Genomic DNA, 22,512 nt, shown 5'->3' with positions numbered 1-22,512 from the left:
GGGGCTCAGTGGACGGGCCCGACGCGGACCACCTGCATCTCCTCCTCGGTGACGGGTCCCCCGCAGTGCGCGCAGACCGTCGCGGGGTGGAACTCGGCTCCGCAGGAGTGCCGCCAGACCGTGGGCGCGGGGCCGTCGGTGACGTACCGGTCGCCCCACTCCATCAGGTTGAGCAGAATCGGGTGGAGGGCGCGGCCCGCCTGGGTGGGCAGGTACTCATAGCGCGGCGGATGCTCCTCGTACCGCCGCTTCTCCAGCACGCCGGCCTCGACCAGCGTGCGCAGGCGCGCGGCGAGGATGTCACGGCTGGCCCCGGTGTTGCGGGCGATCCCGTCGAACCGCCGCTCGCCGAGCAGGATCTCGCGCAGGACGAGCAGGCTCCACCGCTCGCCGATCACCGCCAGCGCGTTGGCGATGGAACACACACGGCCGCGTGCGGCCATCGGACTCCCCTCCTCGATCCGTCGCGGACCCCTCATGATCTCGCGCGCCCAACCTACCGCTGCCGGCGCTGTGAGTGGGTTGTGAAATCCAACTCTGCACGATATACCCGTGAGTAGGGTTCTGAAGCGACTGAGGGGACACCTCCATGAACGACGCCGTGATCGTCGACGCGGTCCGGACACCGATCGGCAAGGGCAAGCCCGGCGGCGCCCTGTCGGGCATGCACCCCGTCGACCTGCACGCGCACGCGATCCGGTCCCTCATCGAGCGGACCGGCATCGACCCCGCCACCGTGGACGACGTGATCAGCGGAGCGGTCGGCCAGATCGGCGAGCAGAGCGGCAACACCGCCCGGTGGGCCGCGCTGGCGGCCGGGCTCCCGGAGTCGGTGCCCGCCGTGACGGTGGACCGCCAGTGCGGCAGCAGCCAGCAGGCGATCCACTTCGCCGCCCAAGGCGTGATCAGCGGCACCTACGACGTCGTCATCGCCTCCGGAGTCGAGTCGATGAGCCGCGTGCCGATCGGCAGCCAGACGGCCGGCCGCGACTTCCTCGGCCCGGGCGTCGCCGAGCGCTACCCCGACGGCCTCGTCCCGCAGGGGATCAGCGCGGAGCTGATCGCCCAGCGCTGGGAGCTGCCCCGCGAACGGCTGGACGACTTCGCCGCCGAGAGCCACCACCGCGCCGCCCGGGCCTGGGCGGACGGCCGGTTCGCCGCCGAGGTCTCCCCCCTCAAGGCACCGTCGGCCGACGGCGCCCTCGTGACCGTCACCCAGGACGAATCGGTGCGCGCGAGCACGTCACCGCAGATCCTGGCCGGGCTGCGGCCGGCGTTCCGCGCCGATGTCTGGGAGGAGCGCTTCCCGCAGATCGACTGGCGGATCACCGCGGGCAACTCCTCACCGGTCAACGACGGCGCCGCCGCCGTGCTCATCACCAGCAGCGAAACCGCCCGGCGGCTCGGGCTGCGGCCCCGCGCGCGGCTGCACACCTTCGCCGTGGTCGGCGACGACCCCCTGCTCATGCTCACCGGCATCATCCCCGCGACGCGCAAGGTCCTCGACCGCGCGGGCCTGACGCTGGGCGACATCGACGCGTTCGAGGTCAACGAGGCCTTCACCAGCGTCGTGCTCGCCTGGCTGGCCGAGACGGGAGCCGACCCGGCCAAGGTCAACGTCAACGGCGGCGCCACCGCCATCGGGCACCCCCTCGGAGCCAGCGGCGCCCGCCTGATGACCACTCTGCTGTCGGTCCTCGAACAGCGCGGCGGACGGTACGGCCTGCAGACGATGTGCGAGGCCGGCGGCCTCGCCAACGCGACCATCGTCGAACGTCTCTGAGCCGCGTGCGCGGGGGGTACGCCCGATCCTGGACAATGGAGGGTCCGCACCGGGCGCCGTGAAACCCCGGCGCCGCTCTGAGCAGGAGACCACGCCGTTGCCGCAGGATCACCAGACGCACGGCGCCGACCGCACCGACCTGCGGGCCGACTGCGGCCGGTGCCAGGCGCTGTGCTGCGTGGCGCTGCCCTTCTCGGCGTCGGCCGGCTTCGCGATCGACAAGGAGGCCGGGCGGCCCTGCCCGAACCTGCACGCCGACTTCCGCTGCGGCATCCACGCCGACCTGAGGGCGAAGGGCTTCTCCGGCTGCACCGTCTTCGACTGCTTCGGCGCCGGGCAGAAGGTCTCCCAGGTCACCTTCGCGGGCCAGGACTGGCGGGAGGCGCCGGGCGTCGCCCGGGAGATGTTCGCGGTCTTCGCCGTCATGCGGCAGCTGCACGAGATGCTGTGGTACCTGACCGAGGGGCTGACCCTCCCCCAGGCCCGCCCCATCCACGACGAACTGCGCGAGACACTGCAGGACACCGAACGCCTCACCCACGCCGGCGCCCACGAGCTCGCCGAGCTGGACGTGGCCGGCCACCGCGCCCGGGTCAACCCGCTCCTGCTGCGCGTCGGCGAGCTCGTACGGGCCGGGGTGCCCGGCCGCCCGAAGAACCGCCGGGGCGCCGACCTCATCGGCGCCCGGCTCAAGGGCGCGGACCTGCGCGGAGCCGATCTGCGCGGCGCCTACCTCATCGCGGCCGACCTCAGGAACGCCGACCTGCGCGCGGCGGACCTGATCGGCGCGGACCTGCGCGACGCCGACCTGCGCGGAGCGGACCTGACCGGCGCCATCTTCCTCACCCAGGCACAGGTCAACGCCGCCCGCGGCGACGCCGCGACCCGGCTGCCGGCCGCGCTCACCCGCCCCGCCCACTGGTGATCCCCTTACCGATCGCCGGGTGCGTGCGTTCTCGTCGCTCGTCGCCGTGGCGGCTGCCGTATTCTGGCGAGGTGGCAAAGCCCGACGGTGAACGCATGGGGGTCGTTGCCGCACTGGTGCGTTCCTCTTTCCTGGTGAACGCCGTGTACACCGAGGCGGCCCGGAAGTACGGGCTGACCGCGCAGCAGGGACAGCTGCTGTGCGTGCTGATGCCCGGGCCGTACGGCATGACCGAGCTGGGCCGGACGCTGGGGCTGGCCAAGTCGAGCCTGACCGGCCTGGTGGACCGGACCATGCAGCGCGGCCTGGTACGGCGCGAGCCCGATCCGGAGGACAAGCGCGCGGTCCGCGTCGCGCTGACCGACGAGGGCAGCGAGGTCGTGGAGAAGTTCTACGCCGAGACCTGCCGCAGGGTGGACGCGCTGCCGGCGGATCTGCCGGAGTCCGACCGCGAGACGCTCGCGGAGCTGCTCGGCCGCGTCGTCCTGGCCAACAAGGTGCCGATGGTCTTCGCCGAGGCCGACGCGGCGGCCACCGCCGCGCATGAGCGCTGAGCGGCCACTCCACAATGGCCTGATGGCCGACTCCAGTACGGGCCCGGCGGACGGTCTCATGACGCCCGGGTCGGACTTCCTTCAGCTGCGCATCGAGGAGGCCCCCGCGGGCGGCCGCTCCGACTGGCTCGCCGAGCGGCTGCGGCACGCGATCGCGGACGGCCGGTTGCCGGTGGGCAGCCGGCTCCCGGCCACGCGGTCGCTGGCCGCCGACCTCGGCGTCTCGCGCGGGGTGGTCACCGAGGCCTACCAGCGTCTGATCGAGGAGGGCCGGCTCGCCGGCCGGGGCCGCGCCGGCACCGTCGTCGTGGCCGCCCCGCCCCCGGCGCGCATCCCGGGGCCCGCCCGCCCGGCGTCGGCGGGCGCGGTGTTCGCGGCCCCGCCGGGCGGGGACGTCTTCGACGCCGTGCGCGCGGCGCCCGCCCGGATCGACCTCTCGCCCGGTGTGCCGGACCTGGCGGCGTTCCCGCGCACCGCCTTGCTGCGTGCCGAGCGTGCCGTACTCGCCGACCTGCCGACGGCCGACCTGGGATACGGAGACCCGCGGGGAGCGCCCGCCCTCCGTCGCGCCGTCGCCGACCGGCTCGCCCGCACGCGCGGGATCCGGGCCGATCCGGACGAAGTGATCATCGTGGCGGGCACCGCCCAGGCGCTCGGCCTGTTCGCGCAGGTGCTCCGGGACGACGGGATCGGCGCGGTGGCGGTGGAGGACCCCGGATCCCTGGGCGCCCGCCAGCACCTGCGTCATTGGGGGCTCGACACACCGCCGGTCCCGGTCGACTCGGCCGGAATCCGCGTCGACGACCTGCGCTCCCAGGGCGCCCCGGGCGTCCTGGTCACCCCGGCCCACCAGTTCCCGACCGGGGTGGTGCTCGGCGGGGAACGCCGCCGCCGGCTCATGGACTGGGCGCGCGACGGCGGGCTCGTCCTCGAGGACGACTATGACGCCGAGCACCGCTACGACCGGCCTCCGGTGCCGGCGCTGCGGTCGATGCTCCCCGACCGCGTCTGCTACGCCGGGAGCGTCTCCAAGCTCCTTGCGCCGGCGTTGCGCGTCGGCTGGATCCTCGCCCCGCCGGCGTACCGGGACGCGCTGGTGGAGGCCAAGCGGTACGCCGATCTCGGCAACGCCCTGGTGCCGCAGCTGGTGCTGGCCCGCCTCATGGAGTCGGGCTCGATGGACCGCCACCTGCGCCTGGTCCGTAGGCGCCACCGGCACCGCCGCGACGCGATGATCGAGGCGATCGGGACGCACCTGCCGGGCGCGACCGTACACGGCGCCGCCGCGGGCCTGCACCTGTTGATCACTTTCGCGGACGGGTTCGCCGACACCGAACTCGCCGCCGAGGCGCTCGCGCGCGGAGTGAAGGTCCAGCCGCTGTCCTGGCACCGCGTGCGCCCGGGCCGGCCGGGTCTGGTGCTGGGCTATGCCGCGAGCAGGCCGGCGGACATCGCCGAGGGTGTGGCGGCTCTCGGCGAAGCCCTGCGCGGTCTGCTCCGCGGCCGGGCGTGACGGGGGCGGGCATGGCAGGGGGCGTCGTGGCAGGCCCGGCCGCGACGGCTGCGGCTACGCCCCGAGTCGGTCGCGGCCACGTCCCCTCGGCGCGGCCGTCCCGTCACATGGGCGCGTTCCGATCCGTCATCGGTACGACGAGACGCGAGACAAGGACGTGAACGGAATGGACGAACGCGAGTTCCTGGCCGACCGGTTCGAGGCGCACCGTACCCACCTGCGGGCGGTCGCCTACCGGATGCTCGGCTCCCTGGCCGAGGCCGACGACGCCGTGCAGGAGGCGTGGCTGAAGCTGAGCCGTGCCGACGTCGGCGACGTGGAGAACCTGGGCGGCTGGCTGACCACGGTCGTCGGCCGGGTCTGTCTCGACATGCTCCGGGCGCGCGGCAGCCGGCGTGAGGAACCTCTCGAGGCGCGCCTGCCCGACCCGGTGGTCAGCGCCGCCGAGGGGATCGATCCCGAGCAGGAGGCGCTGGTGGCCGACTCGGTCGGGCTCGCGCTGCTGGTGGTGCTGCAGTCGCTCGGGCCCGCCGAGCGCCTGGCGTTCGTGTTGCACGACATGTTCGCGGTGCCGTTCGAGGAGATCGCCCCGATCGTGGGCCGCTCGCCCGCCGCGGCCCGGCAGCTCGCCAGCCGCGCCCGCCGCCGGGTCCAGGGCGCGGCCCCGGTTCCCGACCCTGACCTGACGCGCCAGCGCGAGGTCGTCGACGCCTTCCTCGCCGCCGCGCGCGGCGGGGATTTCGACGCGCTGGTCGCCGTGCTCCACCCCGACGTGGTGCTGCGCACCGACCGTGGTGCCGTTCCGGGCGGGCGGGCGGAGCTGCGCGGCGTACGGGACGTCTCCGGGCAGATGGCCACCTTCCACCGGGCCGCCAGTTCGTTCGCCACGCGGCCGGCCCTGGTCAACGGCACCGCGGGTGCCGTCGCCCTCGCCGACGGGCGCCCGACGTCGGTCCTGAGCTTCACGATCACCAACGGCCTGATCGCCGCGATCGACATCCTCGCCGACCCCGAGCGCCTGGCCCGGCTCGACGTCACGGTGCTGGACGGCTGAGGCGGGCGATGTCTCCCGTATATGGGATATCCTCCCGTATATGGGAACGTCGTCGACGAGTGTCGCACCGGATGAGGTGGACACCCGGCTGGCGGCCCGCCTCGCGGAGCTGCGGGCCGAGCGCGGCTGGTCGCTGGAGGAGCTGGCGCGGCGCACCGGGGTGAGCCGCTCCACGCTGTCGCGCCTGGAGCACGCCGAGATCAGCCCGACCGCCGCCCTCCTCAACAAGCTGTGCGCCGCCTACGAGCGCACCATGTCGCGGTTGCTGGCCGAGGTCGAGTCCGAGCCCCCACAGCTCGTCCGCGCCGGCGACCAGGCCCTGTGGCGCGACGAGGCGTCGGGCTTCGTGCGGCGCTCGGTGTCGCCCCCGCACGCGGGCCTGCGCGGGGAGGTCGTCGAGGGCACCCTGCGCCCGGGCGCGGACATCTCCTACGACGAGCCGCCCGTGCCCGGCGTGGAGCAGCACATCTGGGTGCTCGAGGGCGCCCTGCGAGTGGACGCGAACGGTCAGGGCCACGAGGTTCGCGCGGGCGACTGCCTGCGGTTCCGGCTGTGGGGCCGCTCGCGGTTCCGCTGCGTCGGCCCCGGCCCGGTCCGCTACGCCCTGGTGGTGGTGCTGCCGTGATCACCCGCCTGTCCCCCGCCGAGTTCGCCGCCACCGTGCCGGACCTGGCGGAGCTCCTCGCCGACGTCGTCGCCGACGGCCACTCCCTCGGCTTCCTCACCCCGTTCGACCCGGGCGAGGCGGTCGCCTGGTGGGACGCGCGCAGCCCCGCCGTGGCCGGCGGCGGCCTCCTCGTCTGGGTCTCCCGCGGCCCGCGCGGCGTCGACGGGACGGTCAGCCTCGCCCTGGAACCCAAACCCAACGGCCGGCACCGCGCCGAGGTCGTCAAACTGATGGTCCGCCGGGACGCGCGCGGCCGGGGCCTCGGCCGGGCGCTGCTCGCCACCGCCGAGCAGGCGGCGTCCCAGGCCGGTGCGACCCTCCTGCTGCTGGACACCGAGACCGGCAGCGTCGCCGAGGACCTCTACCACGCCGCCGGCTGGGTCCGGTACGGGATCGTCCCCGACTACGCCGCCGACCCGGCCGGGGCGCTCCGCGACTGCAGCTTCTTCTACAAGCGCGTCGGCTGACCCGTCCTCATCCGGTGGCGCGGGAGTCCTCGCGAAGCGCCCGGAAGAACGCCCGTACGTCGGCGACCAGCAGGTCCGGTTCCTCCATGGCGGCGAAGTGCCCGCCCCGGTCGTACTCCGTCCAGCGCACGATGGTGTTCGTCCGCTCCGCGACGTGCCGGAGGAAGATGAAGTTGTCCTCGGGGAACACCGCCAGGGCGGTCGGCGCGGTCGACGGCTCGGGCGGATCGCCCCAGTAGTCGGCGTGCGCCCGCTCGTAGTAGACGCGGGCCGAGGATCCGGCGGTGCCGGTCAGCCAGTACAGCATCACGTTGGTGAGCATCACGTCCCGGTCCACGGCGTCCTCGGGGCGGTCCCGGGAGTCGGTCCACTCCTTGAACTTCTCCACGATCCAGGCCAGCTGACCGACCGGGGAGTCGGTCAGCGCGTAGGCGAGGGTCTGGGGGCGCGTCGCCTGGATCACCGCGTAGCCGGCGCGTTCGCGCTCCCACTCGCGGGTCCGTTTCCAGGAGGCGAGCGTGCGTTCGCGTTCGGCGGGGCTCAGCGCCGCCAGTTCGTCGGCGTCCGGTTCGCTGGTCGCGGCCGAGTCCGGGAGCAGGTTCAGGTGGACGCCGATGACGTGGCCGGGGCGGATCCGGCCGAGTTCGCGGGAGATGGCCGCGCCCCAGTCGCCGCCCTGCGTGCCGTAGCGCCGGTAGCCGAGGCGTTCCATCAGCTCGGCGAAGGCGGCCGCGATCCGCTGGTACTCCCAGCCGGTCTGGCGTGTCGGCCCGGACGGGCCGAAGCCCGGGATGCTGGGAATCACCAGGTGGAACGCGTCGGCCGGGTCGCCGCCGTGGGCTCGCGGATCCGTCAACGGGCCGGCGACCTCGGTGAACTCCACGATCGACCCCGGCCAGCCGTGGGTGATGATCAGCGGGGTCGCGTCCGGCTCCGGGGAGCGGATGTGGGCGAAGTGGATGTCCGCGCCGTCGATCGTGGTGGTGAACTGCGGCCAGGTGTTCAGCCGGGCCTCGGCGGCCCGCCAGTCGTACTCGTGCCGCCAGTACCGTACGAGCTCGCGCAGGTAGTCGCGGGGGACGCCGTACGCCCAGCCCACTCCGGGCAGCTCGTCCGGCCACCGGGTGCGGTCCAGGCGCGCGTGCAGGTCGTCCAGGTCGGCCTGCGGGATGTCGATGCGGTACGGGCGGATGGTCTGGTCGGCCAACGCGATCATTCACTTTCTCTCGGGTGCTCGGTGGAGCGCCGTGCGCGCAGCGCCCGGACCTTCTGGCGGTTGCCGCAGCGTTCCATGGAACACCAGCGGCGGCGGCCCGGGCGTGAGGTGTCGACGTAGATCAGGGAGCAGTTGTCCCCGGCGCACATGCGGATGCGCTCGGCGAACGGACCGGTCAGCAGGTCCACGGCGTCACAGGCGACTGTAGCGAGCAGCCGCGCGCCGTCGGCGGGCCCCGCCCAGCGGCGCTCGCAATCCGCTCCGACGGCGGGTGCCAGCGGCGGGCGGGCGGCGGCCTCGTTGACGGTGGCCAGATCCTCCGGTGCGCACGGTTCGTCGCGCGTGCGGGCGATGGCGATCCGCCACAGCGCGTCGCGCAGCCGCCGCGCGTCCGTGACCTCCTCCGGGGCGATCTCCAGAGCGGGTATCGGAGTCAGCCGTGACCGGGCCGCCCAGTCCGCCAGGTCGGCGGGCTCGTGCAGCACCTCCCACCTGCGGCCCTCACCGGGCCCGCCGGTGGTCAGCAGCTCCAGGCACAGCGCGCCGGGATCGAACCGGAAGACGACCCCGGAGTGGGTGCGCAGGACCAGCCCGGGGGTTGCCGACGAATCCATGTAACCAATATAAGTGGTTACATGCCTTTGCACTGGAAACTGGTCATCGACAGCAACGACGCCGCCGCGCTGGCGGACTTCTGGGCCGCCGCGCTCGGATACGAGGTGGAGGACGCCGGGGCGCTCATCGACCATCTCCTGGCGGCGGGCCAGGTCGGCGAGGACGCCGTGATCGAGCACGGTGGCCGGCGGATGTTCCGCGGGTTCGCCGCGATCCGCCATCCGGAGGACCCGTTCGACGCGACCAGCGGGATCGGCCGGGGACGCCGCCTGCTCTTCCAGGACGTGCCCGAGGCGAAGACCGGCAAGAACCGCCTGCACATCGACGTCCACGCCGAGCCGGGAGGACTGGACGCGCTGGTGGCCCGGCTGGAGACCCTGGGCGCCACCCGCGTCGAGGAGGTGAACAAGGGACCGGCCGGGCACTGGTGGGTCATGCGGGACCCGGAGGGCAACGAGTTCTGCGCCGCGTAGCCTGAGGAGTTCCCGATAGGTTCGTGGTGTGGACGAGACCGACCTGGACGTGGACGCCTTCACCGCGGCGATCGAGAGCTTCAACCGCTTCTACATCCGGCTCCCCACCCTGGAGAAGCTGTCGTTCACGACGCTGTCGGTCCTCGACACCCTGGCGTTCAGCGACCGGCCGATGCGGCTGACCGACCTCACCCGGACCGAGCAGGTCACCCAGCCCGCCATCACCCAGCTGGTCACCCGGCTGGAGCGCGACGGACTGGTCCAGCGCCGGCCCGACCCGAGTGATGGACGCGCCGTCCTGGTCCACATCACCGAAGCCGGCCGGCGGATCTGCCGGTCACGCCACGACGACCGGACACAGCACCTGGCCCCGCTCATCGCCCGGCTGACCGCCGAGCAGCGAAAGGCGCTCGCCGGCGCGCTGCCCGCCTTGACCCGCCTCGCCGAACTCGGCCGCACACCATAGTCCCCGCGTCATCGATCGCGGTGCCGGAGGAAACACAGGAGCGGGCCCGGCCTGGTCGTATCGGATGACTCCGACACAGGCCGGCGCCCGCCCGTAGGCGTGTGGTCAGCAGCCGGACGAGGTCAGCTTGATGCTCCACACCGGGGTCCAGTCCACCTCGGCCGTGATGGGCGCCGCCGCATAGCAACCGATCTGGTTACCGCTGGAATTGTAGGTTCTGACGGCCGCGCCGCCGGTCTGCGCGTTGGTCAGTCCGCCGTGACCGATCCAATTGCTCAGTGAATACGTGCCGTAGTTGTAGAAATTAAAGACGTAGTACCCACTCCCATAAGAGACGATCGCGCAGGCGTAGCCGCTGGAGCACGCCGGGATGCTCGAGGAGCTGCTGTAGTACGTATGGGACACGGTGGGCGACGTCGACGGCGCGGACGCGGCGCCGGCGGGAGTGGCGGCGGCGACGACCGCCAGGGCGGTGGCGGCGAGTCCGACGGTGGCGCGGGTTTTGTGCCGGCCGAGCTTCAAGGTTCCACGAGATGCGTTCATGGGCTCCCCATACCTTCTTTCGACACCATTGGAGGATTTACCGAAATATCGCCTCTTCGGAGATCGCCGGTCAATCATTTAAGTCGTCGCCAAAACTCCCAGGACGGAGAGGCGTGTGAGCCTCCTGAGACGGGTGATACCGATGGTTACTCCGGAGCCGAGGAGGAGGAAATCGTTTACCATCCCGGGCCGGGTGGCTGTAGACTGCCGTTGATGATCATGCCGGGCACCTTTCTGGGGGAAGGATGCTGCGGATCCATTTCCGCACCGAGGACCTCACGCGAATCCGAGTTTCGGGCCAGCCGGATCCAATGTGGGAAACGGTTCTCAGCCTGCAGCTACTGCAACACCGGCAAGCATCGCCGTTGTTCGACGGATGGCGCCGTCGGGTACGCGGAAACCCCGGCACGTGGGCGCGCCAGCTCGTGCCGCTCACGCCCAACGCCGCCTACTTCCCGGACTTCCTGACACCGTCCGGCGGCACCACGGCGCTGGAGGAGGGCATCGACGCGGTGCTCTCGACACCGGTCCGCCGCATGCGCTCGGAGCTGCGACTGCTGAGCGGACACCGCCGCCTCCCCGGCTGGACCACCGAGCTGGTCCACCGTGACACGACGGCCCTGGCCCGCCTGGGCAACGCCCTGCGCTCCTACCACGCCATGGCGCTGCAACCGTTCTGGTCCTCGGTTCAGGGCGCCGTCGATGCCGATCGCGGCCGCCGGTCACGCGCTTTACTCGAGAACGGAGTCGAAGGCATGCTCGCCGGCTTCTCGCCGACGATGCGGTGGCGTGCCCCGGTGCTCGAGTGCGACTACCCGGTCGAACGCGACCTCCACCTCGAGGGGCGGGGACTGCTCCTCATCCCCGCGTTCTTCTGCCTGCGAGCTCCCGTCGCGCTGGCCGATCCCAGCCTGAGCCCGACTCTCGTCTACCCGATCGACCACGAATCGGCCGTGGCCTCCGACGACGTGCGCCACGCCCGGGCCGAACAGGCGCTGGAGGCCCTGCTCGGACGCACGCGCGCCGCCGTTCTGCGCAGCATCGCCGAGGGCTGCACGACGACCGAACTCGGCCGCCGGGCCGGCATCTCGGTGCCCTCGGCGAGCCAGCACGCCACCGTTCTCCGCAACGCTCGGCTGATCACCACTCGACGGTACGGCAGCGCAGTCATCCACACGCTGACGCCGCTCGGCGCCGAGCTCATCGCCGGGCAGAACCGCAACGCCTAGCCGATATCAGCGTGAACGGGCCGGACGGCTCTCAAGATCCATAGCCGTGGCATCGTCGCACGAGACCCGCCTGCGACCGATCAGTCGGTGCCGGACTCCATCGCGGCGTGGTCGAGCAGCTCCTCGTCGGCGGGCACCTCTCCACGCGAGGCGATCGCTTCGGCGCCGCCCCGGGGCATCGCGCCGATCAGCCCGGTCGAGGCCGCCTGCGCGGCGCCGATCAACGTCGGGTGCCGGCTGCCGACCATACCGAGCCCGGCGTACTGCTCGAGCTTGGCGCGAGAGTCGGCGATGTCGAGGTTGCGCATGGTCAGCTGGCCGATCCGGTCGACGGGCCCGAAGGCGGAGTCCTCGGTGCGCTCCATCGACAGCTTGTCCGGGTGGTAGCTGAACGCCGGACCGGAGGTGTTCAGGACGGAGTAGTCCTCACCACGCCGCAGCCGCAGGGTCACCTCGCCGGTGACGGCCGTGCCGACCCAGCGCTGCAGCGACTCGCGCAGCATCAGCGCCTGCGGGTCCAGCCAGCGGCCCTCGTACAGCAGCCGACCCAGCCGCCGTCCCTCGGAGTAGTAGGTGGCGAGGGTGTCCTCGTTGTGGATCGCGTTGACCAGCCGCTCGTACGCCGCGTGCAGCAGCGCCATTCCGGGTGCCTCGTAGATGCCCCGGCTCTTGGCCTCGATGACGCGGTTCTCGATCTGGTCGGACATGCCCAGGCCGTGCCGGCCGCCGATGGCGTTGGCCTCCAGCACCAGGTCGACGGCGGAGGGGAACTCCTTGCCGTTGATGGTGACCGGCCGTCCCTGCTCGAAGCCGACCGTGACGTCCTCGGCGGCGATCTCGACGCTCGGGTCCCAGAACGGCACGCCCATGATCGGCTCGACGATCTCGATGCCCGCGTCGAGGTGCTCGAGCGCCTTGGCCTCGTGGGTGGCGCCCCAGATGTTCGCGTCGGTGGAGTAGGCCTTCTCCGTGCTGTCCCGGTAGGGCAGGTCACGGGCGAGCAGCCACTCCGACATCTCCTTACGGCCGCCCAGCTCGCTGACGAAGTCGGCGTCCAGCCACGGTTTGTAGATCCGCAGGGAGGGGTTGGCGAGCAGGCCGTAGCGGTAGAACCGCTCGATGTCGTTGCCCTTGAAGGTGGAGCCGTCGCCCCAGATCTGCACGCCGTCCTCGAGCATGGCGCGCACGAGCAGGGTGCCCGTGACGGCCCGGCCGAGCGGCGTGGTGTTGAAGTAGGTGCGGCCACCGGAGCGGATGTGGAAGGCGCCGCAGGCCAAGGCCGCGAGCCCCTCCTCCACCAGGGCCGCGCGGCAGTCGACCAGGCGGGCGACCTCCGCGCCGTACGCCGTGGCACGCCCGGGCACCGACGCGATATCGGGTTCGTCGTATTGGCCGATCTCGGCGGTATAGGTGCACGGCACGGCACCCTTCTCGCGCATCCACGCGACCGCTACCGAGGTGTCGAGGCCGCCGGAGAAGGCGATCCCGACACGTTCACCGACTGGCAGAGAAGTGAGCACCTTGGACACGAGCACAAGTATGCACGATGATGCATGGCCATGCAAAGCCCTGTATGCCAGACCGTTGGACGAACTTCCGAAAACCGGATTTCGGGCGACCTGCCCGATGGGGCTACGGCCGGCGCGGACCGTCACCGTCTCGGCTTCGGCCGGGGCCTTCCCGAGCGGCTACCGCCGGAGCGGAGCGTCGCCGTCCCGCTCCGGGGTGACCGACGCGGCCAGCTCGTAGGCGGGTGAGCGGTCGAGGGAATCGCGGGCCCGGTCGTACCGCCGGGTGGTACGCGGATCGGCGTGCCCGGCGAAGTCCTGGACCACGTGCAGCGGCCGCCCGTCCCCCAGCGCGATCGTGATCGCCGAATGCCGGAACGAGTGCGGCGAGATCGCGTGCGGCACTCCGGCCGCGCGAGCCACCCGGTTGACCAGCTTCCACGCGTACGACTGCGTCAGCCGCCGGCCGGTGCGCGACACGAACAGCAACCCCTCCCGGGGATCCCCCCGCTCCTCCAGGTAACACTGCACCGCGGCCAGCGCCGCGGGCGGGATCGCGAACCGTTTGACCCGGCCGCCCTTGACGGCCAGGTCCAGGACCTGATGACCGCGGTCCTGGCCCAGCTGCTCGATCCGCGCGTCCAGGATCGAACTGATCCGCCCCGCCGTGGCGAACATCAGCCACAACAGCGCGTACGTCCGGGCGGACTCATGGTCGGCGGCATGGCCGAGGACCGCGGCGACCTGCTCGCGCGACAGCCCCCGCGTACGGGAGGCATGGGCGTCCAGCCGGGGCCGCTCGGCGCCCTCGAACGGGTTGATCGCCGCGCACTGCTCCCGGAGCAGGTAGGTGTACCACGACGAGACGGCCGCGATCCGCCGGCCGATGGTGGCCCGCGCCAGCCCCGACTCCTTCAACACCGCGATGTACAGGTCCGCCGCCGCCGTGGTCGCCGCCGCCGGCACGCAGCGCTGCGCGGCGCACCACGACACCCACCAGCTCAGATCGCGGACATAGGCGGCCCGTGTATGCGGTGACTCGCGCCGGCCGGAGACCAGCCACATGGCCGTCGATCGCAGTCCCGCCTCCGGCATTCCCGCCGCCCGCAGGAGGCTCGCCAGCTCGTGCGGTGTCCGGGCCGGCGGCGCGCCCCGCAGGGCGACCCCGGCCGATGCCGAAGAGGTCACCACCTCGACGCCCACGGCCATCGCTCACCACCATCACCCGAATGCCCGGTACCGTCCAGAAACGGTATCGCCCCGTGCCGGTCCGGATCATGAGGCGCCACCGGTCGGATCCGGCGTCATCCGTCGAGGACCTCCGGGCTCCGGCCGGTCATGGCCTCCAGCGCCATGACGGCCACGTGCAGTTCCGTACGCTGCGGACCGGACTCCAGGTCGTGGCCCAGCAGGCGTTCGATCATCCGGAGACGGTGGTAGAACGCCTGACGCGACAGGCCGCTGCGCTTGGCGGCGGCGGACTTGTTGCCGGCCTCGGCCAGGTAGTGGTGGAGCGTGGCGATGAGGTCGCCGCCATGTCGTTCGTCGTGGTCGATCAGCCGGCCGAGCCGGCGGTCGACGTACTGCTGGATCCGCACGTCGTCGCGCAGCGCGTACAGCAACTGCGGCAGGCCGATGTCGGAGGTCACGTGGAACGGCCGGTCGGAGGCGCCGGGCCGGATCGCCTCCAGGACCTGCTCGGCCTCCGCGAAGGAACGGACCACCTGCCCGAGGTCGGCCACGCCGGGCCCGACCGCGACGACCGCGTCGGCGCCGAGCTCCTCGCGGGCGACCCGGCCGATGCGCTCGGCGACCGGCTCCCACGCGCCCGCGCGCGCCACGGCGATCAGCACTCCGGTCACTCCGGGACGCAGCCCGCCGACCAGGGCACGCGCGCCTCCGGCGGCGAGCCGGGCCGCCAACGCGTCGCCGAAGCCGTCCTGAGCCGTCCGGGAACCGGCCCGGATCAGGAGCGCGACGAACCGGTGTCCGGCGACCGGCAGGCCGAGGGACTCGGCTCGGGTGCGGGCCTCGGTCGCCGTGCGGTGCCGCCCCTCGATCAAGCTGCGGAGCGCCGTCTCGTGGGCGTCGCGTTCCCAGCGTGCGTGCCCGGCCAGCCGCGCGAGCGTCAGCGCGGTCGCCGCGTGGTCCAGGACCATGACGTGCTCGGGGCTGATCGGCCGATCGTGCTCGTCGGGCAGGAGCACCAGCCGTCCCCAGCGGCTGCCGCCGTGCTCCAGCGGCGTGACGAGCCACTCCTCCGGCCCGCTCTGCGCGGTGCGGTCGGGCGTCGGCGTGCCGTGGGAGCGCCGCGGCCAGGAGGTGAGCACCTGCCCGGCCGGGCGGCCGGCGGGCGCGCAGTGCACGGCGTGGTGGATGAGGTTCTCCAGGACGATCGGGCACCCGGTGAGCTCCGCCGCGGCTTCGACGATCTCGCCCGGTTCGGCGCCGTGCAGGGTCAGGTCCCGGAAGACGTCCTGGATGCGCTGGGCCCGGCGGAGCAGCTCTCCCTGGGCGTCGAGGATCAGCGCGTGCACGGTCTGGGTCACGTCGATGAACCGCACCTCGCGGTGCAGGACGATCAGCGGGAGGTCCCGATCACGGCAGGCCCGGACCAGGTCGGCCGGCACTCGCTGGTAGCGGCGGCCGAGCTCGATGACGAGCCCGGCGGCGCCGATGTCGGCGAGCTGATCGACGTAGGCGCGCAGCAGGGTGGGATCCTCCGGATGCGGCATGCCGGTGGTGAGGATCAGTTCGCCGCCCTCGAGGAAGGACGCCGGGTCGAGGAGTTCGGTGACGTGCACCCAGCGCACCTGGCGCGCCAGGCGCCGCTCCCCGGACACCACCTCCGGGAGTCCCGCGACGAGGACCGGCAGCCGCAGCACGTCGGCGATCGTGAGGGACCGGGTCGGCGACGACACCGATGTCGTCTCCCCCGGTTCTGGCGTCTGCCGCATGTATCGCCACTCTGGCAAACCGGCCATGATCCCCGCAAGGGCCGTTGACGCTGGTCAGGCAGGGCTTTGCGGCATCATCGCCGGACCGGAGCGGTCACGGACGGTGGGGATCCGCGCCCGGAGCGGTGGACACACCGTCCACATCCGGGCCGCCGACCGCACAGTGTGCGCGTTGACCGTGGGCGGAGTGCGTGGCGAAGGTGGCCGTATACGCCGGGCCACGAGACCGCACACACCGCTTCGCACCCCACGGGAGATCAGCACCATGACCGACCTGTCCCCGCACCTGCGCCAGGCCACCCCGGTCGTCGCCGAACGCGGCGAAGGCGTCTACCTGTACGGCACGGACGGCCGGCGCTACCTGGACTTCACCGCGGGCATCGGCGTCACCAGCACCGGGCACTGTCACCCGCGCGTGGTCGCCGCCGCCCAGGAGCAGGTGGCCAAGCTGATCCACGGGCAGTACACGACGGTGCTGCACGAGCCGCTCGGCCGGCTGACCGCCAAGCTCGGCGAGGTGCTGCCCGAGGGCCTGGACAGCCTGTTCTTCGTCAACTCCGGCAGCGAGGCGGTGGAGGCCGCGATGCGGCTCGCCCGCCAGGCCACCAAGCGCCCGAACATCGTGGTCTGCCACGGCGGCTTCCACGGCCGTACGGTCGCGGCGGCGTCGATGACCACCTCCAACACCAAGGTACGGACCGGGTTCGGGCCGCTCATGGGCGGTGTCGCCATCACGCCCTTCCCCAACGCCTTCCACTACGGCTGGGACGAGGAGACCGCGACCCGCTTCGCGCTCCGCGAGTTCGACTACCTCCTCCAGACCGTCTCCGACCCCGAGGACACGGCCGCGATCATCGTCGAGCCGGTGCTCGGCGAGGGCGGCTACGTCCCGGCCACCGAGGGCTTCCTGAAGGGCCTGCGGGAACGCGCCGACCGGCACGGCATCCTGCTCATCCTCGATGAGATCCAGACCGGCGTCGGGCGCACCGGCCGGTTCTGGGGACACGACCACTTCGGGGTCCGCCCCGACATCCTCATCACCGCCAAGGGCCTGGCCAGCGGCTTCCCCCTGTCCGGCATCGCGGCGTCCCAGGAACTGATGCGCAAGGCCCGGCCCGGCTCACAGGGCGGCACGTACGGCGGCAACGCCGTGGCCTGCGCCGCGGCCATCGCCACGCTCGAGGTCGTCCAGGACGAGGGGCTGGTCGCCAACGCGGCGGCGATGGGCGCCCGCCTGCGCGCCGGCCTGGAGAAGGTCGCGGCGGACCACCCGGGCATCGGCGACGTACGCGGGCTCGGGCTGATGCTGGCCAGCGAGTTCGTCACCGCGGACGGCGAGCCCGACCCGGAGACGGCCGCGCGCGTGCACCGGGCCGCCGTCGACGAGGGCATGCTCCTGCTCACCTGCGGGCCGTGGAACAACGTGGTCCGGATGATCCCCGCCCTGGTCGTCACCGAGGACCAGATCGACGAGGCGCTGCGGGCCTGGACGGCGGCGGTCGCCGCCGGCACCTCCGCGCAGTGACCTGGGAGAACGCTCCGGACCGGCGCGCCGGCCTGCTGGAGGCACTGGGCCGCCACGCGCCGGGCCTGGAGGTCGACGCGGGCGCCGGACGGCGCGCGCAGTACGCCTACGACGCCTCGAACTACCGGGTGCCTCCGCTGGCGGTGGCCTTCCCCAAGGGCCCGGCCGACGTCGCCGCGGCGGTCCGGGCCTGCGGAACCGCCGGCGTGCCGATCACCGCGCGGGGCGGCGGCACCAGCATGGCCGGCAACGCGGTCGGGCCCGGCCTGGTCCTGGACTTCTCGCGGCACATGAACCGGGTGCTGCGCGTGGACCCGGACACCCGCACCGCGGTCGTCGAGCCCGGCGTCGTCCTCGACGACCTGCAGCGCGCCGCGGCGCCGTACGGCCTGTTCTTCGGCCCCGACCCGTCCTCCCACAGCCGCTGCACCCTCGGCGGGATGATCGGCAATGACGCGTGCGGCAACCACTCGGTCCGCTACGGCCGTACGGTCGAGCACGTCGAGTCCCTGGAGATCGTGACGGCGGACGGGGTGCACGCCGTCGCGGAGGCCGGCGGGCTGCGGCCGGCCGACCCCGCCGACGACACGGCGGGGCGGCGCGTCGCCGAGATCGACGCGGCCCTCGACGGCCTCGTCACCGGCCACCTCGCCGAGATCCGCACCGAGCTCGGCCGGATCCCGCGTCAGGTCTCCGGCTACCAGCTGCACCACCTGCTGCCCGAGCGCGGCCGGCACGCCGCCCGTGCGCTGGTGGGCACCGAGGGCGGCTGCGCGATCGTGGTCCGCGCCACCGTGCGCCTGCAGCCGATGCCGGCGGCGACGGCGCTGCTGGCGATCGGCTACCGCGACGTCATCGACGCCGCCGCGGACGTACCGGCGATCCTGGAGCACCGCCCCACCGCCGTGGAGGGCATGGACGAGGCGATCGTCGCGACGATGCGGCACCGGCGGGGACCCGACGCGGTGACGGGGCTGCCGGACGGCGACGCGTGGCTCTACGTCGAACTCGACGGCGACGGCCCCGAGGACGCCGGGCGGCGCGCCACCGACCTCCTCGCGGCGCTGCGCGAAAGCGGCCGGATGGTCGCCGGACGCGTCGTCGAGGACCCCGCCGAGCGGCGCTCGCTGTGGCGGGTCCGCGAGGACGGCGCGGGACTGGCCGCCCGCCTCGTCGGCGGCGGCGAGTCGTGGCCGGGGTGGGAGGACGCCGCCGTCGCGCCCGAAGACCTCGCCGCCTACCTGCGTGACTTCCGGGCGCTGCTCACCGAGCACTCCCTGACCGGCGTGCTGTACGGGCACTTCGGCGCCGGCTGCGTGCACGTGCGCATCGACTTCGACATGACCTCCCCGCAGGGGACGGCCGCGATGCGGGCCTTCCTGCAGGACGCCGCGGCCCTCGTCGTCAAGCACGGGGGCACCCTGTCCGGTGAGCACGGCGACGGCCGCGCCCGCAGCGAACTGCTGGCCACCATGTACGGGCCGCGGATCCGCGCCGCGTTCGCCGCGTACAAGAAGATCTTCGACCCGGAGGGGATCCTCAACCCGGGGATGGTCGTGGCCCCCGCCCTGCTCGACGCCGACCTCGCGCTGACCGTCGTGTCACCGGCCGGATCGCAGGAGACCCGGACCGGGTTCACGTTCCCCGAAGACGCCGACGGGCTGGCGGGGGCGGCCCGTCGCTGCATCGGCGTCGGCCGCTGCCGGAGCGCGACCGGCGCCATGTGCCCCAGCTACCAGGCCACCGGAGACGAGCGCGACTCCACCCGCGGACGCGCCCGCGCCCTGCAGGAGATGCTGCGCGGCGGCCCGGACGCCGTGCTGTCCGACGGCGCGCGGTCCGCCGACGTGCGTGACGCGCTCGACCTGTGCCTGTCCTGCAAGGCCTGCGCGTCCGACTGCCCGGTCGGGGTCGACATGGCCACCTACAAGGCGGAGTTCCTGCACCGCCACTACCGGCGGCGGCTGCGCCCGCGCAGCCACTACACGCTCGGGTGGCTGCCCTGGTGGGCCGCTGCCGCCGGGTACGTCGCGGGACCGGTCAACGCCGCGCTGAACGGCCCGGCCGGTCGGCTGGCGGCCCGCCTGGGCGGGGTGACCACCGAACGCGCCCTTCCCCGGTTCGCCTCCCGCCGCGCGCTGCGGGCCGCGCTGGACGGCCGGCCCGCGGGAGGTGCCGGGGCGGTCCTCATGGTCGACTCCTTCACGCGCGCCTTCCGGCCGGAGGTGGCGGGCGCGGCGGTGCGCGTGCTCGGCGACGCCGGCGTGCCCGCCTCCGTGCGCACCGGCCTGTGCTGCGGGCTGACGTGGCTGAGCACCGGCCAGCTCGGCATCGCACGCCGGGTGCTGACCCGTACGGTCCGCGCCCTCGACGAGGGCCCGAACGAAGGCCTCCCGATCGTGCTGGCCGAACCCAGCTGCGCCGCCGCGCTGAAACACGACGCCCCCGCGCTGCTCGGCACCGAGGCGGCCCGCCGGGTCGCCGCGCGGATCCGGACGTTCGCGGGCGCGCTCACCGACCTGGCCGACCCCGACTGGCGGCCCCGGAACGTCCCGCGCCGGGTGACGGTGCAGCCGCACTGCCACGAGCGCGCCGTGTTCGGCGCGGCGACGCAGGAGGCGCTGCTGCGGCGCGTCGGCGTGGAGACCGTCGACCAGTCCACGGGCTGCTGTGGCCTGGCCGGGAACTTCGGTTTCGAAGCCGAGCACTACACCACCTCCATGGCCGTCGCGGAACTTTCGCTCGCGCCCCGGATCCGCGACGCCGACGCGGACGCCGTCGTGCTCGCCGACGGTTTCAGCTGCAGCACCCAGATCGACCATCTCACCGGCGCCGCCGGCCCCCGGGCCCTGCACCTCGCCGAACTTCTCGACCCGCAGGAAAGGGAGACCTCATGACCATCACCGACGCCGGGACCGACGTCGTGGCCGACGTGCCCAAGGGGCTGTTCATCGACGGCGCGTGGACCGACGCGGCGTCCGGCCGCACGTTCGCCGTGGCCGACCCGGCCACCGGCAAGGTGCTGTGCGAGATCGCCGACGCCGGTCCGGACGACGGCCGGCGTGCGCTGGAGGCCGCCGTCGCGGCGCAGGAGGGCTGGGCCGCGACCGCTCCCCGGGCGCGCAGCGAGATCCTGCGCCGCGCGTATGAGATCATCCTGGCCCGCACCGAAGAGCTCGCCCTGCTGATGACGCTCGAGATGGGCAAGCCGCTGGACCAGGCGCGCGGTGAGGTCGCCTACGCCGCCGAGTTCTTCCGCTGGTTCTCCGAGGAGGCCGTGCGCATCGACGGCGGGTACGCGCCGACGCCGGACGGCGCCAACCGCATCGTGGTCATGCGCCAGCCGGTCGGCCCGTGCCTGCTGATCACGCCGTGGAACTTCCCCCTCGCCATGGGCACCCGCAAGATCGGCCCGGCCGTCGCCGCCGGGTGCACGATGGTGCTCAAGCCGGCCCCGCAGACACCGCTGTCCAGCCTGGCGCTCGCCGGGATCCTCACCGAGGCCGGCCTCCCCGCCGGCGTGCTGAACGTCGTCACCACCACTGACGCCGCCACCGTCGTCGAGCCCCTGCTGCGGGGCGGCCGGGTGCGCAAACTGTCGTTCACCGGCTCGACCGCGGTCGGCAGGATCCTGCTCGCCCAGTGCGCCGACACGGTCGTGCGCACGTCGATGGAGCTGGGCGGCAACGCGCCGTTCATCGTCTTCGACGACGCCGACCTCGACGTCGCGGTCGACGGCGCCATGGCGGCGAAGATGCGGAACATGGGCGAGGCGTGCACCGCGGCCAACCGGATGTTCGTGCACCGTTCCGTCGCGGACGAGTTCGCCGCCCGGTTCGCCGAGCGGATGGCCGGGCTCACCGTCGGCCCCGGCACCGAGCCGGGCACCGACGTCGGCCCGCTGATCGACGCGGCCGGGCGCGGCAAGGTCGAGGAACTGGTCGCCGACGCGGTCCGGCGCGACGCCAAGGTCCTGACGGGCGGGACGACCCCCGAGGGCTCCGGCTACTTCTATCCCCCGACCGTCCTGACCGACGTGGCCCGCGACTCGGCGCTGATGAGCACCGAGATCTTCGGCCCGGTCGCCGCCGTCACGACCTTCGAGGACGAGGACGACGTCGTCCGCGTCGCCAACGACACCGACTGGGGCCTGGTCGGCTACGTGTTCACCCGCGACCTGGACCGCGCGATCCGCGTGAGTGAACGGCTCGAGGTCGGCATGGTCGGCCTGAACACCGGCCTGGTCTCCAACCCGGCGGCCCCGTTCGGCGGCGTGAAGCAGTCCGGCCTCGGCCGCGAGGGTGGCCGTGTCGGCATCGAGGAGTTCCTGGAGTACAAGTACCTGGCCGTCCCCGTACGCGCCGCGAAGTGACCCTCGCGTCGCCGCGCTCATCCGGTTGATCCGGGTGCCGTCCAAGAGTCGGCGAGGACGCACAGGTCCTCGAGCGCGGCTTCGACGCGTGCGTGGTCGCCGGTGATCAGCAGGTCGGTCTGCAGGCCGGCGTAGGCGCTGTTGAGGTAGGTCGCCTTGATCAGGGCCTCCTGCGGATCGAGCCCGCGAGCGGTCAGTGCACCGGCGACGAACTCGGCCCGTTCGGTCAGGAACGTGGGCACTCGGTCGCCGAGGCGCCCGGCGGCCGCCAATCCCTCGATCTCGTGGATCAGGCGGGTGTACGCGAGGTTGGCGGGCTTGATGTGGCGGTGCCAGGAGTCACGGACGATCGACCCGATTCCGCGATCGGTGTCGTCCCAGCCTTCCGTCGCGTGGAGTTGCTCGTGCTGAATCTCGTCCAGGCGCGTCAGCAGGGCGGTCAGCAGGGCGTCCTTGTCGGCGAAGTGATGGGTCAGCACACGCGTGCTGTGTCCCAGCGCCTGTGCGATCGGGCGCAGGGACAATCCATTGATCCCGGTCTGGGCGAGGTGGTCCAGGACCGCATCGAGGATCTCGACGCGGCGATGCGGATCGCGGGGTCTGGCCACGGTGGCTCTCCTTGTGCGGTCGACTCGCCATTAAGGA

At 72.9% G+C, this 22,512-nt stretch carries 21 protein-coding genes; 13 read left to right on the top strand and 8 right to left on the bottom strand.

Translation table 11 applies throughout. The features are described from left to right. Positions 1-5: 5 nt before the first annotated feature. A complete protein-coding gene (locus tag ACQP2O_RS27595; protein ID WP_433190897.1) occupies positions 6-443 on the bottom strand; it encodes a winged helix-turn-helix transcriptional regulator in 438 nt (145 codons plus the stop codon). 146 nt (positions 444-589) lie between these two features. Here ACQP2O_RS27595 and ACQP2O_RS27590 point away from each other — a divergent pair, with 146 nt between their 5' ends. The 7 genes from ACQP2O_RS27590 (at position 590) to ACQP2O_RS27560 (ending at position 6,963) form a co-directional block, all read left to right on the top strand. Continuing rightward, positions 590-1,783, top strand: coding sequence for a thiolase family protein (locus tag ACQP2O_RS27590; protein WP_433190895.1), 1,194 nt, complete (start codon positions 590-592; stop codon positions 1,781-1,783). A 97-nt stretch (positions 1,784-1,880) separates the two neighbouring features. Beyond that, a complete protein-coding gene (locus ACQP2O_RS27585; RefSeq protein WP_433190893.1) occupies positions 1,881-2,708 on the top strand; it encodes a pentapeptide repeat-containing protein in 828 nt (275 codons plus the stop codon). A gap of 71 nt (positions 2,709-2,779) precedes the next feature. Continuing rightward, positions 2,780-3,262, top strand: coding sequence for a MarR family winged helix-turn-helix transcriptional regulator (locus tag ACQP2O_RS27580; RefSeq protein ID WP_433190891.1), 483 nt, complete (start codon positions 2,780-2,782; stop codon positions 3,260-3,262). A 22-nt stretch (positions 3,263-3,284) separates the two neighbouring features. Continuing rightward, on the top strand, positions 3,285-4,775 hold the full coding sequence (locus ACQP2O_RS27575) for a PLP-dependent aminotransferase family protein (protein ID WP_433190889.1): 1,491 nt from the start codon (positions 3,285-3,287) through the stop codon (positions 4,773-4,775). Between the two features lie 166 nt (positions 4,776-4,941). Beyond that, on the top strand, positions 4,942-5,829 hold the full coding sequence (locus ACQP2O_RS27570) for a sigma-70 family RNA polymerase sigma factor (RefSeq protein ID WP_433190887.1): 888 nt from the start codon (positions 4,942-4,944) through the stop codon (positions 5,827-5,829). A gap of 40 nt (positions 5,830-5,869) precedes the next feature. Beyond that, positions 5,870-6,454 carry a helix-turn-helix domain-containing protein gene (locus tag ACQP2O_RS27565; RefSeq protein ID WP_433190885.1) on the top strand — a complete coding sequence of 195 codons (585 nt, stop codon included), beginning with the start codon at positions 5,870-5,872 and terminating at the stop codon, positions 6,452-6,454. After that, a complete protein-coding gene (locus ACQP2O_RS27560) occupies positions 6,451-6,963 on the top strand; it encodes a GNAT family N-acetyltransferase (RefSeq protein ID WP_433190883.1) in 513 nt (170 codons plus the stop codon). Before ACQP2O_RS27565 ends, ACQP2O_RS27560 begins: the two co-directional genes overlap by 4 nt. A gap of 7 nt (positions 6,964-6,970) precedes the next feature. Here the strand turns inward: ACQP2O_RS27560 and ACQP2O_RS27555 are convergent, their stop codons facing one another. Together ACQP2O_RS27555 and ACQP2O_RS27550 are read right to left on the bottom strand one after the other, a co-directional pair. Next, entirely contained in the window at positions 6,971-8,179 is a 1,209-nt protein-coding gene (locus ACQP2O_RS27555; RefSeq protein WP_433190881.1) for an epoxide hydrolase family protein, read from the bottom strand. Then, on the bottom strand, positions 8,176-8,793 hold the full coding sequence (locus ACQP2O_RS27550) for a CGNR zinc finger domain-containing protein (protein WP_433190879.1): 618 nt from the start codon (positions 8,791-8,793) through the stop codon (positions 8,176-8,178). Before ACQP2O_RS27550 ends, ACQP2O_RS27555 begins: the two co-directional genes overlap by 4 nt. Before the next feature lie 21 nt (positions 8,794-8,814). Here ACQP2O_RS27550 and ACQP2O_RS27545 point away from each other — a divergent pair, with 21 nt between their 5' ends. Continuing rightward, a complete protein-coding gene (locus ACQP2O_RS27545; RefSeq protein WP_433190877.1) occupies positions 8,815-9,267 on the top strand; it encodes a VOC family protein in 453 nt (150 codons plus the stop codon). A gap of 28 nt (positions 9,268-9,295) precedes the next feature. Continuing rightward, positions 9,296-9,733 (top strand): MarR family winged helix-turn-helix transcriptional regulator, encoded by a 438-nt coding sequence (locus ACQP2O_RS27540; RefSeq protein WP_433190875.1) that lies wholly within the window; start codon positions 9,296-9,298, stop codon positions 9,731-9,733. A 105-nt stretch (positions 9,734-9,838) separates the two neighbouring features. On the opposite strand, the gene ACQP2O_RS27535 is transcribed toward ACQP2O_RS27540, so the two are convergent. After that, positions 9,839-10,276, bottom strand: a complete 438-nt coding sequence (locus ACQP2O_RS27535) for a hypothetical protein (protein ID WP_433190874.1) — start codon at positions 10,274-10,276, stop codon at positions 9,839-9,841. A gap of 365 nt (positions 10,277-10,641) precedes the next feature. Here ACQP2O_RS27535 and ACQP2O_RS27530 point away from each other — a divergent pair, with 365 nt between their 5' ends. Beyond that, complete coding sequence (locus tag ACQP2O_RS27530) at positions 10,642-11,505, top strand: ArsR/SmtB family transcription factor (protein ID WP_433190872.1); 864 nt, start codon at positions 10,642-10,644, stop codon at positions 11,503-11,505. Positions 11,506-11,585: 80 nt separating this feature from the next. Here ACQP2O_RS27530 and argG read toward each other — a convergent pair whose 3' ends face one another. From argG to ACQP2O_RS27515, 3 genes are all read right to left on the bottom strand, one after another. Then, positions 11,586-13,034, bottom strand: a complete 1,449-nt coding sequence (argG, locus tag ACQP2O_RS27525) for an argininosuccinate synthase (protein ID WP_433190870.1) — start codon at positions 13,032-13,034, stop codon at positions 11,586-11,588. 159 nt (positions 13,035-13,193) lie between these two features. Continuing rightward, positions 13,194-14,222, bottom strand: a complete 1,029-nt coding sequence (locus ACQP2O_RS27520; RefSeq protein ID WP_433190868.1) for a tyrosine-type recombinase/integrase — start codon at positions 14,220-14,222, stop codon at positions 13,194-13,196. A 95-nt stretch (positions 14,223-14,317) separates the two neighbouring features. After that, positions 14,318-15,970: a PucR family transcriptional regulator gene (locus ACQP2O_RS27515; RefSeq protein WP_433190866.1), complete on the bottom strand. Its 1,653-nt coding sequence runs from the start codon at positions 15,968-15,970 to the stop codon at positions 14,318-14,320. A gap of 265 nt (positions 15,971-16,235) precedes the next feature. Here ACQP2O_RS27515 and ACQP2O_RS27510 point away from each other — a divergent pair, with 265 nt between their 5' ends. Genes ACQP2O_RS27510 through ACQP2O_RS27500 form a run of 3 tightly spaced genes read left to right on the top strand, consistent with a single transcriptional unit; the run spans position 16,236 to position 21,867 of the window. Next, a complete protein-coding gene (locus ACQP2O_RS27510) occupies positions 16,236-17,495 on the top strand; it encodes an aspartate aminotransferase family protein (protein WP_433190864.1) in 1,260 nt (419 codons plus the stop codon). Then, positions 17,492-20,392: an FAD-binding and (Fe-S)-binding domain-containing protein gene (locus ACQP2O_RS27505; protein ID WP_433190863.1), complete on the top strand. Its 2,901-nt coding sequence runs from the start codon at positions 17,492-17,494 to the stop codon at positions 20,390-20,392. The genes ACQP2O_RS27510 and ACQP2O_RS27505 overlap by 4 nt, the downstream gene beginning before the upstream one ends. Further along, positions 20,389-21,867, top strand: a complete 1,479-nt coding sequence (locus tag ACQP2O_RS27500) for an NAD-dependent succinate-semialdehyde dehydrogenase (RefSeq protein WP_433190861.1) — start codon at positions 20,389-20,391, stop codon at positions 21,865-21,867. Before ACQP2O_RS27505 ends, ACQP2O_RS27500 begins: the two co-directional genes overlap by 4 nt. Positions 21,868-21,884: 17 nt before the next feature. On the opposite strand, the gene ACQP2O_RS27495 is transcribed toward ACQP2O_RS27500, so the two are convergent. Further along, positions 21,885-22,475 carry a TetR/AcrR family transcriptional regulator gene (locus ACQP2O_RS27495; RefSeq protein ID WP_433190859.1) on the bottom strand — a complete coding sequence of 197 codons (591 nt, stop codon included), beginning with the start codon at positions 22,473-22,475 and terminating at the stop codon, positions 21,885-21,887. Between the last annotated feature and the right edge of the window lie 37 nt (positions 22,476-22,512).

It is taken from the genome of Actinoallomurus sp. CA-150999, assembly GCF_050942425.1.
GTDB lineage: Bacteria > Actinomycetota > Actinomycetes > Streptosporangiales > Streptosporangiaceae > Actinoallomurus.
Note: the sequence above shows the minus strand (reverse complement) of the source record. Positions and strands in the feature narration are given on the sequence as shown.